The following is a 13,983-nucleotide window of genomic DNA, read 5'->3' on the forward strand; positions in this document are numbered from 1 at the left end:
TTTGAAAAAGAATAGGTTATGATTTCATTAAGGTATACCAAAGACCAAAAAACATGATTAAATAGGCCATATATTAGCAGACTATTATTTTTTAAAGTAGTTTTGGTATACAAAATATCAAATGCCGATAGGCTACATACATTTCGAGGAGGAGTTTACACATGCCAGAATTATTATCTAAAGATGAATTTCGCAAAGAACTAGAGGAAGCCATTAAAGGAAACCACAGTCAGAAAGCTCCATTCACTGTAGCTTGGGCTGAAGGAAAACTGGAAAGAAAGCATTTTGCCAGATGGGCTGAAAACCATTACCACTATGTAGGGCCTTTTGCAGACTACTTAGCGTATATCTACCACAACACTCCAACTGATCCGAAGTTTGAAGCAGCAAAAGATTTCACACTTCAAAATATGTATGAAGAAGAAATTGCGGCTGACCGCCATACAGACCTGCTGATTCGCTTTGCTGAAGCATGTGGAACGTCTCGCGAACGCGTGATCAATCCAGAAAACATGGCAGCTACAACATTAGGCCTGCAAAGCTGGTGCTATGCAGTTGCAGCCCGTGAAAACTTCGTTGTGGCTACTGCCGCTCTTGTTGTCGGGTTAGAGTCACAGGTACCGGACATTTATAGAAAGCAGACTCCTGCTCTTCGTGCCCAATACGGATTCACTGATGAAGAAATCGAATTCTTCGATCTTCATATCGTATCCGATGAAATCCATGGAGAACGCGGCTATAAAATTGTTTTAGATCATGCTGACACTCCAGAACTGCAGCAGCGATGCCTGGAAGTAGTTCGCACAGGTGCGAAAATGCGCCGGATGTACATGGATGGCCTATGGAGAGAATACCTTGAACAGGATCTGGGCTCTTTAGTAGAAGCAAAATAATATTTATTAACCAGGCCGTCACACTAAATCTTGTCATTCGAGGTCTATGTGGCGGCTCTTTCTATAATTAGAGAATTTGGCGCAGTAAAGGGAGAAATAAACAGAGAGTAAGGTGATTTGATTTGATTACAACAAAAGTAGAAACCTTTCAAAACTATATTAATGGTGAATGGCAGGAATCCGGGAGCCAGAAGAAGTTTTATAGTGTTAACCCGGCAAACACCGAAGATGTCGTCGGCGTTTTTCAGGCATCCAATGAAGCAGATGTCAAGCTGGCGATTGAAGCTGCCCGAGAAGCATTCCCTGGCTGGGCTAAGACAGCTCCATCCAAGCGTGCAGCCATTTTAAACAAAGCTGCTGCATATCTTGAAGAAAATGCCGCCCAATTTGCAGAAGAACTGACAAGAGAAGAAGGGAAGAATGTCAGTGATGCAAAAAATGAAGTGCTCCGTTCCGCACAGACGCTTCGTTATTATGCGGTCGAGGGACAAAGCTTCACAGGTGAAACCTTTCCTAATGATGATCCCAATATGAGAGTTTCAACGGAGAGAGAACCGCTCGGCGTTGTAAGTGTCATTACGCCATGGAACTTCCCGATATCCATTGCGGCGAGGAAAATTGCTCCAGCCTTAATTACAGGAAACACAGTTGTGTTCAAACCTTCATCAGATACCCCTCTGATTGCTGTCCGGCTTGTAGAAGCACTGCAAGAGGCAGGTATACCAAAAGGGGTCTTAAACTTTGTTACAGGGAAGGCTTCTGATGTAGGTGATTTATTAGTCACCCATCCTGCCGTCAAAGCTGTTACATTCACTGGTTCGACAGCTGCAGGTGAGGACATCCACGGCAAGAGCTCTTTCACCACCCGTACTCAAATGGAGCTTGGCGGCAAAAACCCGCTTTTAGTTATGGAAGATGCTGACCTTGAACTGGCGGCTACATTAACAGTAAATGGCGGGTTTTCTTTAACAGGGCAAGCCTGCACTGGAACAAGCAGAGTAATTGTGATGAAGGAAGTTAAGGAAGCATTTGTGAACAAATTGATTGAAAAAACGAGCGCCCTTAAAATAGGAAACGGTTTTGAAGAAGGAGTTAAAATTGGTCCGCTGGCAAATGAAAAGCAGCTGAACAATGTTCTGAAGTATATTGAGTTTGGAAAAGAAGACGGTGCAGACCTTGTATATGGCGGTGAACAGCTGACTGAAGGCCAATATGAAAAAGGATATTTTGTTCAGCCGGCCATTTTTACGAATGTTAAACCGAATCACCGTATTGCCAAGGAAGAGATTTTCGGACCGGTTATTGCCGTGATCGAGGCAGATACATATGAAGAAGCCATTGCGGTTGCGAATGACGTTGACTACGGATTATCTGCTTCCATCGTGACAAATAACTTAAAAATAGCCAGCCAGTTTACTAAAGACATTCAGGCAGGCACGGTAAAAGTGAACCGGACTACAACAGGCAACTTAATCAATGCGCCGTTTGGCGGATTAAAGCAATCAAGCACAGCTACGTTCCGGGAGTCGGGAAGGGTTGGCCTGGAATTTTTCACTCAAGTAAAGACCGTTTATATCGGCTATTAAAACTAAAGGAGAATGAAAAATGAAAACAGCTTTAAAGCTTGAACTGGAAGAAGCAAAATTGATGATTGAAGCAGCAAAGGAAAAATCTGCTGAAATAAACGTGTTCGAAACGATTGCGATTGTCGATGACGGCGGAAGTGTAATTGCCCTTGAGCGCATGAATGGAGCAAGAATCACCGGCCCTGAAATTGCGATCGCTAAGGCATACACTGCTGCCGGCCACAAACGCTCCACCCACCTATTCAATAAAGAACCGAACGGTCCTGCCTTGCCAGGCAATGAAGCATTCGGCATTCAGCATATGCTTGATGGCAAATTTGCTGTGTTTGTCGGAGGGTTCCCAATTGTGGTAAATGGTGAAGTTGTTGGCGGAATCGGCATCAGCGGAGGAAACGGCGAGCAGGATACAGCTGTAGGTACTGCTGCACTAAAAGCCCTTCAAACTTATCTGGAAAAAGACGGCTATGAAGTCGTAACCGATGCAGATATTAAAAAATAATAGAAAGGGACCTCATTCGTTATAAATAGTAGCGGAATGAGGTCCTTCTTCAGTCAAAAGCACCTAAAAAAGGGGAGGATCGCATGAAGCCTTATCTTGAATTGGCGGTTGGATTTGCACGTACCGGTGTGACAGGCTATGGGGGAGGTCCTTCGACAATACCACTGATCGAATTTGAAGCAGTCAAGAAATATAAGTGGATGACGGAGGAGGAATTCGGAGAGACTCTGGCGCTGGCCAATACATTGCCCGGACCGATTGCGACGAAGATGGCTGCCTATATCGGCTATAAAGTCAAAGGCAGCATGGGTGCCACTATAGCCATCCTTACGCATATACTTCCTTCCATTATTGCCATGCTAGCCTTGCTTGGCGTTTTATACTCTTTCCGCCAGTCCCCAATTGTCAGTGGAATGGTGCAGGGAGTGACACCAGTCATCGGTTTTATGCTGGCAGAGATGGCCTATCGTTTTTACCAGAAAGGCAGCCAGGGGTTAGGATTGCCAAAAAACCTTATATTGGCCGCAGTGTCATTAATTTTTGTGCAATTTTTAGAATGGCATCCCGGTATTTTAATTGCAATTGTCTTAAGTACTGCTTTTTATATTGCCCACCGGAAAGAACAGGCGAATAAAAAGGCAGCTGAAGAGTACATGCCAGTAAGGGAGAAAAGTTCATGATCTATTGGGAAATCTTTTGGGCATTTTTCATAGCGAATTTATTGGGTTACGGAGGGGGTCCAGCAACAATTCCCCTCATACAAATTGAAGTAGTCAATAACAATGGCTGGATGACACTCTCTGAATTTGGGGATGTTCTCGCCATAGCCAATGCGCTGCCGGGTCCCATAGCTACCAAAATGGCCGGATTTATCGGTTATGAACTAGGCGGAGTATTGGGTGCGGCGGTAGCTTTAGCCGCAACCATCCTGCCATCCGCTTTGGCAGTGATTGTGCTGTTTAAGTTTGTGAATTTATTCAAAGATTCTCCTAAAGTGAAATTAATGACCAAATCCGTACAGCCGATCATTGCTGTCCTTCTGGCTGTCATGGCCTATCAGTTCTTTATGTCAGCCTTCGAAAAAAGCGGAATGCTTCACCTTATGCTTCTTGCAGCTGTCAGCTATTTAACTTTAATCAAATTCAAGGTTCATCCTTCTCTTGTTATATTCGGAGCTTTATTTTATGGAGGGATCTTTTTATCTTAAACAGGCGGTGAAACAATGGAAAGGACATGGGAGGAAACCAACTTAATATCTATACGCGAACATGCTTATTTGTATCTGAAAAAACTTATTTTAGAAGGAGAATACCAGGCAGGAGACAGACTGGTAGAAAGAGAACTTGCAGCCAAACTTAACATCAGCCGAACACCGATCCGAGAGGCATTGTTCAGGCTGGAATCCCAGGGCTTTGTGAAAACAGTTCCCAGAAAAGGGGTGGTTATCTCCAATATTTCAGAGGATGAAGTATTGGAGGTATTTACGATTCTCTCTTCACTGGAAGTGCTGGCAGTAAAACTGGCAGCACAAAGAATGGATACAGGTACACAACAAGAACTGGATCACAAGATTAAGGAACTAATAGAGCTAAGTGAAAGGGATGAAGAAAACTTCAATTCCGAACATATTCAGATGAACAGGCTGATTAATAAGGCATCCAAGAGCCCAAAGCTATACGAAATTTTATCAGGCTTGATCGATTTCATTCACATGGCTGCCAATATGGGATATGAAACACCCGGGAGAAGGAAGGACTCATTAAAAGAACATATCGATATCATGAAAGCACTTCGCGATAAAGATGCTGAAATAGCGGAATACCTGATGAGGATTCATATTGAGAATTCTAAAAAGGCATACATGTCCTATATGAACCGAATTAAAAAGAGAGGGACTGTTAAAAACTAATAAATATTTAAAAGTTTAGTATTGTCTGAATATTGTTAATGTGGTATATTGTATACCAAGAACTAAGAAACGAAATCACAGGGAGGAATTCATTCATGCCAAACATCCATTTTGTCAACAGCAACAAAACTCTGGAAGTGCCTGAGGATTCTAATATATTAAGAATGTCGCTCCGCTATGACGGTGATCTGCCAAATCGCTGCGGCGGGGGAATTTGCGGCACTTGTGTTTTTAAAACGGAAGAAGGGTCCGAATACCTGGACAACGTGAAAATCCAGGAAAGAAGAAAGCTGGGAGAAGAGTGGCTGGAAAAAGGCTACCGTTTAGGATGCCAGACTTTTGTAACAAACGGAGATGTCACCATTTCCTGGGATGATAAAGTGACAGATCAGGTAAAAAAGAGAAAGCCGGATAAATTGAAGCAAGCCGTTTCTACAGGAAAATGAGATTCCCTAGACTGCATTCTGTAATGGAGGAACTCTATTTCAGCCCGTTACAGAATGCAAAATAAATTTCCAATAATATAGAAGAAGGTGAAATTATGTGGGTTTGCAGCACTCATTTAAAAGAAGCCATGCAAATATTAAAAACCCCTCATATTCGAAAAGCTCCATACGAAATCAAATGCTCACTCTGTGAAAATCATGCTTTCGCTAAAGTCTATTATACTCACCGCTCATTTAAATTCACAAAACAACTTTATTCTTCAATAAAACAAAGTGTTTCCCAGGAGGCTTAGCGATGGAAGGGGTAAAAAAGGGAATTGAAGAAAGACTGGAAGAGCTGAATATCCAGCTCCCTGTTCTGACTGATATCCGAATGCCTTTTGAACCGGGCGTTATATCAGGAAAGATTGTCTATTTATCCGGGCAAACACCCAGAGTCAATGGTCTTCAAAAGTATACCGGAATTGTCGGGGCAGGCATTTCGATCGAAGAAGCAAAGGATGCGGCACGAATTTGTACGCTGAATTTGCTGGCAGCCCTTAAAGGAATAATTGGAGATTTAAATAAAGTGAAAAGAATCATCAAAATGGATGGATATGTTGCCTCAACAAGTGACTTTAAATATCATCCAATCGTCATAAATGCAGCATCAGAACTGCTGCATGATATTTTCGGCAAGGAAAATGGACACGCACGTAAAGCAGTGGGTCTGGCTTCACTGCCAGGCGGGGCTCCTGTAGAAATTGAAATGATAGTTGAAATAGAATAAATTCCAGATAAGGGCTGCTCAATTTAGAGCAGTTTTTTATGTTTTAAAAAACTAATTTCATAGATTCCATGTCATGGTAAAATGATTGAGGATATTGAAGATAAGAAGGAGGGTACTATGAAAAGAGCATTACTGTTAATCGTAATCATTATTCTTTCTGCAGTTTTTCTTTCTGCGTGCAGTTCAGCTGAAGAGAATAAGGACGATAAAATGGAGTCTGATCAAAAGAAATCAGCTGAAAATGTCGAAGGTGCTGTGGAAGAAGATTCACAGAAAACTGTAAAAAACTTTCCTTCTGTTCCTAAGTCTTTCAAAGAATCTGCTGAGTATGACATGACTGGAGAATTTGCAGGAGAAGAGTTTTCAGAAGAGGCAAAAAATAAGCTTAATGAGCTTCCTAAAATTAATAAGAATTCTTCAGAGGCAGAAATTGAGGCAATGGAACAGGAAATATTTGCGCTGTTTAAAGAAAATCTTAGTTTGCCTCATGTGCCAATTGACCAATGGGAAGCAATGAAGTTTGCTGATCCAAGTGCCGGGGAGGAAGGTCTGCAGGTTAAGGAAAATTACAATGTGGCTATATTGCTGGATTCCAGCGGAAGCATGGGTGCGCTCGAGAACGGGCGGACTAGAATGGATTTAGCCAAAGAGGCTATTCAGCAATTTGTTGAGAGTTTGCCGCAAAAAGCTAATGTCTCTCTCAGTGTTTATGGACATGTGGGCACAGGTCAGGAAAAGGATAAAGAAAAGTCCTGCAGAAAGGTTGAAGAAGTTTATCCGCTTTCAGCTTATGAACCTTCTGCATTTACAAGCTCATTAAATCAGTTTAAGCCTGCAGGCTGGACACCTATGGCTAAAGCTGTCGAGCAGGTGATGAAGGATTTAAAGGATAAGGATGGAGAGAAGAATACCAACATAATCTATTTAGTCAGCGACGGGATTGAAACATGCGGTGGAGATCCAGTTAAAGCAATGGAAAGCCTTGGTGCCTCCAATCTCAAGCCCGTTGTCAATATCATTGGCTACCAGGTAGACAATGATGGCCTTAGTCAATTAAAGGAAATGGCAAAGGCCGCCAATGGCCAGTTTGTGAACGTTCAGAATCAGCAGGATCTAAAATCTGAATTTAACAGGACAGCTGAAATGGCTAAAGTGTGGTCTGAATGGCATGAAGATGCCAATGCAGCCATTAACAATCTGTTTAACACTGTTCAATCACAGCTGAACGAATGGCATAAGACAGAGCAGGAAAAAATGAACAGGGAACATAAAAATCTCCAATCAGCGGTAAATTATTTGAATGATCAAGAGAAAATTGATACAGATGTCTTCTTAAGATATGATGATCATTTCCGGGATTATTTTTTGACAGTGGATCAGGAAGCGCGTGATTTATTCCTAGAGCTCGATAGCCTAAATCGCGACTCGTTCCTTGATAATTGGGATGAGATAACAGATCGATTTTTAGAAAATGTAAATAAGTAAATTTATAAAGAGTCTGCTCAAAAAGTATTGTGGAGCAGGCTTTTTCTGTACATAGGACTAAAAAAGGATTTTCTTAACTTTTAGCGAATTAAAGAATAACAGAATCTTTCAACTCTCTTCCAGGAGGCTATCATGAACAATTTTTCTGTTAATCTATCAACCGTTTTTACAGAAGTTCCTTTTTTAGACCGTTTCAAAAAAGCCCGCGAAGCTGGTTTTGATCTAGTAGAATGCCAATTTCCATATGCTTATACAATAGAAGATATAAGAAATAAGCTTGAGCGCAATGAATTATCAATGGTTTTAATAAACCTGCCTCCCGGTCATTGGGAAGAAGGGGACAGGGGACTTGCTGCAGACCCCAATCGCAGAGAAGAATTCAGAAAATCAGTTGAAATCGGGATTGGTTATGCGAAAGGCCTTGGAGTAAAACAGATTCATTGCATGGCAGGAATACACCCGGATCATAACCGTCATGTCTTAATTGAGAATCTCTATTTTGCGGGCAATGCTATGTCTGAACACGGAATTAACTTATTAATTGAACCAATCAATCCATTCGACATACCTGGCTATTTCTTAAAAGATATCCAGCAGGCAGAAGAGATAATCAATAGTGTCGGTTTGCCGAATGTGAAGCTTCAATTCGACTTTTACCATATTGAAAGAATACATGGCCAAGCTCTTTCTTTTTTTCAAAAATATGCTGAGCTGGTTTCACATGTACAGATTGCAGACTCTCCGGGCAGACATGAGCCGGGGACGGGGGAAATGAACTATAAAGAGATCCTCCTATATTTGCAGAAACACTATAAAGGCAGTATTGGCCTTGAATATAATCCGCAAGGCAGAAGCGCTGAGAGCTTTGCTTGGGTGAAAGAGGTGACCTCATGAAGATCGGGTTTATTGGAACAGGCGTGATGGGCTCCAGAATGGCCCAGCGGCTATTAGGCCATGGTTTTCAAGTAGCAGTACATAACCGGACATTCCAAAAAGTGCAGCCGCTCATTGAAAATGGAGCGATCTATGAAGAAACAGTAAGTGAGCTTTCCAATCAATGTGAAATTATATGCACGTGTCTTTCGATGCCTCAGGATGTTATGACCGTTTATATGAATAAAGAAGGAATCATTGACAATGCCAAGCCCGGAACGATATGCATTGACTTTACTTCTGTAGGGGCTGATACTAGTAAAAATATCTATGGGATGGCAGGTGCAAACGAAATCAGTTATCTTGACTGTCCTGTCAGCGGCGGACCTGAAGGGGCCGAAAGCGGCACTTTAACGATCATGGCTGGCGGGGAGGAAAAGGCCTTTCAGAAAGTTAAGCCGGTACTTGATGTGCTCGGTGAAACTATAGAATATATGGGACCTTCGGGGTCAGGCAGCATTGCCAAGCTGATTAATCAGTATCTTGTTGCTGTCCACTCGCTGGCTGCCTCGGAGGCAATGGTAACCGGAGCTGCATATGGACTGGAATCTGAACAGCTATTAAAAGTCCTGAAAGCAAGCTATGGCGACAGCAAGATCCTTCGCAGGCATATGGAACAATACGTATTACCCCGCCATTTCACACCAGGAGGGGCAGTCAAGTATGTACATAAAGACGTCCGGCTTGCAAACAAGCTATTGCAGGAAGCCGGCCTTACTCAATTTACCGGGCAGATGGCCGAAAAAGCATTCCAAACAGCAGCAGAGAAAGAACTAAGCGAGCAGGATATGTCAGCAGTGATAAAGATTTTCGAGGAAGAGACGGGCACTGTTGTGAAGAAGAAAGATAAATGAGCGGGTGCAGAAATGCGTCCGTTTTTTTTTTCTTAATAGCTTTAGGGCAGTCATTTTCCGGCAAATTCAAGTAAGGAGTTTTTTTATTAAAAATATCAGTATTTTCTGCTATAATAATAATCTGAAATAATAATAGAGAAACCAGGAGAGCAGCAATGAAGCGCAAAAAAAGCAAAAAGCGTACAAGACGCAGTTCAAATATAGCCTTACTGTTATTTTTTATAGTTTTGAGTTTGGTCTTATTTGACCAATTCAAACAGCTGAATTTAAAGGAAACTGCAGTTTCTTTTCTGCCAAATATGGTATCTAAAGATGTCCAGAATTACACGCCTTTACTCGAAAAAGAATTGAAAGAGGTCAATCTCGAAGAATACACGCTCGTTCTGGCTGCAATCATGCAGCAGGAAAGCAAAGGGAAGGGCGGGGACCCGATGCAGGCTTCTGAATCAGCAGGATTGCCCCCAAATTCCATCCAGGATCAGGAACAGAGCATTAAGCAGGGTGTTAAACACTTTCAGAAAGCATTAAATTATGGCAATCAAAAAAATGTAGACTTCCCTGCCGTTATCCAGGCTTATAACATGGGAATCGGATATATTGACTTTGTCGCTGAACAGGGCGGAAAACACAGTGAAGAAATCGCAAAGCAATTCTCGCTGAAACAGGCAGAAAAGAATCCGGAACTTTATGATTGCGGAGGGGATAAGAACAATTTCCGCTATCCATACTGTTATGGTGATTTTTCCTATACTACGAAGGTAACAAAGAACATTGAGGTTCTCACAGCAAGCAGCACAGGAAAAACCGGAGAATCTAAATCAGTTTGGTAACAAAACATAATAAAATTATGGTAAACAACAAACCGCACTTCACTTACAGTGCGGTTTGTTGTTTTAGAATATGCGTTTTTCCATATACATCTACAAACTCGAGACAGTGACCCTTCAAATCAAACGTAAAATCCTCGTACACCAATTCTGATTTGAAAATAGCTTTGTCATCTGCAAGGCTAAAAGGCTTTAATTCATATTTGTATAGTGCCCCATATTTCTTTGGCATAGTCACAAACAATTTATTTTTTTCCCAATGGACTTCAGAATATAGTTCATTAGATTTGTATTCGCCAATCAGAATTTCCCAAGGGAAAGAGGTTATTGAAGGTACAAACCTTTCGGGTATGCGAACTTCCTTATTTAATATGATTTTGGATATATCCTCACATATTTTGTCCGCTGGAGTGATATTAACATTACTCAACACGATAATGGTCAGATCCTCTTTAAAGTTCATCAACAGTTCGTTTGTAAAGCCATTAATGTCCCCAGAGTGTCTGGCTGTCTCCGAATTGCCGCTAATAAACCAGCCATAGCCATATCCCCCATAGCTGGCTGTAAACATTTTTGAGGTCATGCTTTTGTTTAGCAGTACGCCATTCCGCAAACTTTCTGTCCACGTGTATAGATCCTCGGCTGTGCTGTACATACCATATGCTCCCTGCGGGATGCTCATATCGACAAATTCTGTGTTAATTACCTCTTCCCAGACCGAATGACCGCTGGCCAAGTCCTTTACAATCTTGCGGCCATTATCAATTCCTGTATTTTTTAGTTGAAGTGGTTTAAAAATATTCTCCAGGAGGAATTGTTCATAGGGTACACCTGAAACGATTTCAATTAAAGCAGTCAGGAGCAGATAGCCTGCATTACTATATTGCATGTCTTTACCGGGCTTAAATTGCAGCGGCCTGTTTTTAATCCAATTGACGGATTGTTTCAGGCTGGAAGGAAGACGCATATATTTCTCCCAGTATTCAGAAGAGAAAGTGAAATCAGCCACACCTGAAGAATGGCTTAATAAATGGTGGATGGTCACACCGTTTGCAGAAGGAAAATTGTTAATATATGCATTAATCTTGTCGGAAAGATTCAGTCTCCCATGCTGGTGAAGCAAAAGGACAGCTGCGGCGGTAAATGACTTTGTTAAAGAGCCAATCCTGAATCTGGTAACAGACGTGTTTTCAATGGCATATTGATAGCTTGATAGTCCATATCCTTTATTCAGAATGACTTCTCCTTTATGTGCGGCAAGTACCGATCCATTAAAATAATTGCCCTCGGCGAGAATGTCCATATACTCATTAATTTGCTGTTTCTTGTCCATAAAATCTTCCGCCTTTATGTATAATTGATTACCATTCTTCATATATATTGGCTGTTGTCTGATTTTTCTCCTTCCCTGGAAAATTATAGATTCATAAGTTTTTACATAAAAAGTGAAACCATTTTGCATTTCATTCGTCTAAATAGACGTGCCGCATTTATTAATGTGCAATATTCAGCTTAGGCTGTAATCAGGGCAGGTACCTAATTTTTGTTAATTTTTGTTAAAAGAACAGTTTATCTGGACATGCTTGACATTTTGTTAAATGCGAGTATAGTTATATTCTTGTGCAGTGCTTTTTTGACTGTTCATAGATTATTAATATTTATCAGGTAAACTAATAATTAGGCTGATTTCCAGCTTTAAATTTTAAAATTACTAGCGAAATATGTTACAATAATGTGCTAGAAGGCAGGTGTATGATTTTGAATACTTTACTTCATAAAAGTCAGGATATATTGAATAAATATATAGGCTTTTTCTTTTTAGCAGTATTTCTGCTCTGGATGAAAACGTATATTACTCAAATGACACAATTTAATTTAGGCATTGAAAGTGCCTTGCAGCAGTTCCTCTTATTCATTAACCCGCTGGGATCTTCACTGCTGTTTTTAGGAATTGCATTCTTTTTTAAAGGCAGAAGAAAATATATCGCTTTGATGGTTATGTATTTCTTCCTGTCGTTCCTGCTGTTTGCAAATGCAGTGTACTACCGTTTCTTTAATGACTTTATTACACTGCCGACATTGACGCAGACACAGAACTTCGGTGATGTCAGCGGAAGCATCAGCTCACTATTACAGCCAACTGATATCTTTTTCTTCCTTGATTTCATCGTTCTTGCCGGCTTGCTTATTTTTAAAGCCGTTAAAATCGAAACAAAGGATTTGACTCGCCGCAGATCAGCAGCTTTAATTTATGCGTCGCTTGCCATTTCCTTTGCAAATCTGGGCCTGGCTGAAACAGACCGCCCTGAGCTTTTGACAAGAGGTTTTGACCGTAACTATATTGTGAAATATTTAGGCATGTACAATTATACGATCTATGATGCAGTGCAAAGCACAAAGGCCTCTGCACAAAGAGTTATGGCGGATAGCAGTGATACAACCGAAGTCATTAACTTTACGAAATCGAATTATGCTGAGCCAAATCCGAAGTATTTTGGAAAAGCCGAAGGCATGAATGTAATCTACCTTCATCTTGAATCCATTCAGACATTCTTAATGAATTATGAACTGCATGGTGAAGAAGTAACACCATTCCTGAACTCGCTGATAGAAGAAGAAAATACAACGTATTTTGATAACTTCTTCCACCAGACTGCACAAGGGAAAACAGCAGATGCTGAGTTTATCCTTGAGAACTCCCTATATGGGCTGCCGCAGGGTTCTGCCTTTACAACAAAAGGCATGAACACCTACAATGCAGCACCGGCAATTCTGAAGGATAAAGGATATACTTCTGCAGTATTCCACGGCAACTCCGGAAGCTTCTGGAACCGTAACGAAATTTATAAATCGTTTGGATATGATAACTTTTTTGATGCAGATTATTTTGATTTAAAACCTGAAAACATGGCTGACTACGGTCTAATGGATAAGCCGTTCTTTGAACAATCCATGCCGTATCTAAAGTCGCTGAAGCAGCCGTTCTATTCTAAATTCATTACTGTGTCCCATCACTATCCGTATCATATGGATCAGGAAATGGCGACAATTGAGCCTCATACTACAGGGGACAAATCAGTTGATAACTACTTCCAGACAGCCCGTTATGCTGACGAAGCGCTTAAACAGTTCTTTGAACAGCTGAAGGCTTCCGGCCTGTATGAGAACTCAGTCATTGTCATGTATGGTGACCATTATGGAATTTCCAAGAACCACAATAAAGCAATGGAAAAAGTGCTTGGCAAGGAAATTGCACCATTTGATAGTGCCGGTCTGCAGCGTGTGCCTCTATTCATCCGCGTACCTGGCATGGAAGGCGGAGTAAACCATGAATTCGGCGGTCAGATCGACCTGATGCCAACACTGATGCACTTGCTTGGCATTGATACTAAACAGTATCTGCAATTCGGTACAGACTTATTATCAGAAAATCATGATGACCTTGTGCCTTTCCGTAACGGAGACTTCATGAGTCCAACCATTTCATCTGTTGACGGCAAGTTCTATGACTCAACAACTGGTGAGCTGCTGGATGAAAACCGTTTTGAAGAAGCGAAAAAACTTCAGGAAAGTGCGGAGCAGAAATTGGCTCTATCCGATAAAGTGGTAAACGGAGACCTTCTCCGCTTCTACACTCCGGAAAACTTTGAACCGGTTGACCGTTCAAAATACGATTACAAAGCAGAAAATAATGGTGTAATCAAGAAGAACGAAGAAGCTGAAGAAACCTCTGAAACTGAACCAGCTGATAAATAAATTGAAACTGCCTGCGGGAGACCCTG

Annotated in this window: 14 protein-coding genes; 13 read left to right on the forward strand and 1 reads right to left on the reverse strand. The window is 41.3% G+C overall.

Going from position 1 to position 13,983, the window contains the following annotated elements; genetic code table 11:
- The first annotated feature begins 161 nt into the window (after positions 1-161).
- The 12 genes from BK139_RS01535 (at position 162) to BK139_RS01595 (ending at position 10,204) form a co-directional block, all read left to right on the forward strand.
- Positions 162-893 carry an iron-containing redox enzyme family protein gene (locus tag BK139_RS01535; protein WP_076256104.1) on the forward strand — a complete coding sequence of 244 codons (732 nt, stop codon included), beginning with the start codon at positions 162-164 and terminating at the stop codon, positions 891-893.
- A gap of 122 nt (positions 894-1,015) precedes the next feature.
- Positions 1,016-2,479, forward strand: coding sequence for an aldehyde dehydrogenase family protein (locus tag BK139_RS01540; RefSeq protein WP_076256107.1), 1,464 nt, complete (start codon positions 1,016-1,018; stop codon positions 2,477-2,479).
- Between the two features lie 19 nt (positions 2,480-2,498).
- Complete coding sequence (locus BK139_RS01545) at positions 2,499-2,978, forward strand: GlcG/HbpS family heme-binding protein (RefSeq protein WP_076256109.1); 480 nt, start codon at positions 2,499-2,501, stop codon at positions 2,976-2,978.
- Positions 2,979-3,061: 83 nt separating this feature from the next.
- On the forward strand, positions 3,062-3,658 hold the full coding sequence (locus BK139_RS01550; protein ID WP_076256112.1) for a chromate transporter: 597 nt from the start codon (positions 3,062-3,064) through the stop codon (positions 3,656-3,658).
- Positions 3,655-4,185, forward strand: coding sequence for a chromate transporter (locus tag BK139_RS01555; protein ID WP_076256114.1), 531 nt, complete (start codon positions 3,655-3,657; stop codon positions 4,183-4,185). Before BK139_RS01550 ends, BK139_RS01555 begins: the two co-directional genes overlap by 4 nt.
- A 15-nt stretch (positions 4,186-4,200) precedes the next feature.
- The gene (locus BK139_RS01560) at positions 4,201-4,887 is read left to right on the forward strand and encodes a GntR family transcriptional regulator (protein ID WP_076256116.1); all 687 of its coding nucleotides are present in this window, start codon (positions 4,201-4,203) and stop codon (positions 4,885-4,887) included.
- A gap of 95 nt (positions 4,888-4,982) precedes the next feature.
- On the forward strand, positions 4,983-5,333 hold the full coding sequence (locus BK139_RS01565) for a 2Fe-2S iron-sulfur cluster-binding protein (RefSeq protein WP_076256117.1): 351 nt from the start codon (positions 4,983-4,985) through the stop codon (positions 5,331-5,333).
- Between the two features lie 295 nt (positions 5,334-5,628).
- Positions 5,629-6,102: a RidA family protein gene (locus BK139_RS01575; RefSeq protein WP_035330531.1), complete on the forward strand. Its 474-nt coding sequence runs from the start codon at positions 5,629-5,631 to the stop codon at positions 6,100-6,102.
- A gap of 117 nt (positions 6,103-6,219) precedes the next feature.
- A complete protein-coding gene (locus BK139_RS01580; protein ID WP_076256122.1) occupies positions 6,220-7,587 on the forward strand; it encodes a vWA domain-containing protein in 1,368 nt (455 codons plus the stop codon).
- A 132-nt stretch (positions 7,588-7,719) separates the two neighbouring features.
- Positions 7,720-8,481 (forward strand): hydroxypyruvate isomerase family protein, encoded by a 762-nt coding sequence (locus BK139_RS01585; RefSeq protein WP_076256124.1) that lies wholly within the window; start codon positions 7,720-7,722, stop codon positions 8,479-8,481.
- Positions 8,478-9,374 carry an NAD(P)-dependent oxidoreductase gene (locus tag BK139_RS01590; RefSeq protein WP_076256126.1) on the forward strand — a complete coding sequence of 299 codons (897 nt, stop codon included), beginning with the start codon at positions 8,478-8,480 and terminating at the stop codon, positions 9,372-9,374. Before BK139_RS01585 ends, BK139_RS01590 begins: the two co-directional genes overlap by 4 nt.
- A gap of 155 nt (positions 9,375-9,529) precedes the next feature.
- Positions 9,530-10,204 (forward strand): lysozyme family protein, encoded by a 675-nt coding sequence (locus BK139_RS01595; RefSeq protein WP_076256129.1) that lies wholly within the window; start codon positions 9,530-9,532, stop codon positions 10,202-10,204.
- 43 nt (positions 10,205-10,247) lie between these two features.
- Here the strand turns inward: BK139_RS01595 and BK139_RS01600 are convergent, their stop codons facing one another.
- Positions 10,248-11,534: a serine hydrolase domain-containing protein gene (locus tag BK139_RS01600; protein WP_076256234.1), complete on the reverse strand. Its 1,287-nt coding sequence runs from the start codon at positions 11,532-11,534 to the stop codon at positions 10,248-10,250.
- Between the two features lie 419 nt (positions 11,535-11,953).
- On the opposite strand from BK139_RS01600, the gene ltaS reads away from it, so the two are divergent.
- On the forward strand, positions 11,954-13,957 hold the full coding sequence (gene ltaS, locus BK139_RS01605) for a lipoteichoic acid synthase (protein ID WP_076256131.1): 2,004 nt from the start codon (positions 11,954-11,956) through the stop codon (positions 13,955-13,957).
- The last annotated feature ends 26 nt before the right edge of the window (positions 13,958-13,983 follow it).

Source organism: Paenibacillus sp. FSL R5-0490 (genome assembly GCF_001956215.1).
GTDB lineage: Bacteria > Bacillota > Bacilli > Bacillales > Cytobacillaceae > Cytobacillus.